The organism is Leptolyngbya sp. CCY15150, assembly GCF_016888135.1.
In the GTDB taxonomy this organism is placed as follows: Bacteria; Cyanobacteriota; Cyanobacteriia; order RECH01; family RECH01; genus RECH01.
Genome location: NZ_JACSWB010000085.1, coordinates 1 through 214, shown reverse-complemented (window position 1 = coordinate 214; position 214 = coordinate 1). Strand labels below are relative to the sequence as shown.

Genomic DNA, 214 nt, shown 5'->3' with positions numbered 1-214 from the left:
GATGCGTTATTGGTGAACTGGTGTGAACTCACCGTCACCCGTCCTGACGGGAAGGTGACCTACAACAACTCGTTTGCCACGAATCACCCGTTGAGCGCTGAAAATGTGGCAGAGGTTGTTCTAGCCGGGCGTACCCGTTGGAAGGTCGAAAACGAGAATAACAACACGCTCAAAACCAAGGGCTACAACCTGGAACATAACTTCGGGCACGGAA

At 52.3% G+C, this 214-nt stretch carries 1 pseudogene; it reads left to right on the top strand.

The annotated features are described in order from the left end of the window. Positions 1–214 (top strand): annotated as a pseudogene (locus JUJ53_RS00650) (ISNCY family transposase); the annotation flags it as partial.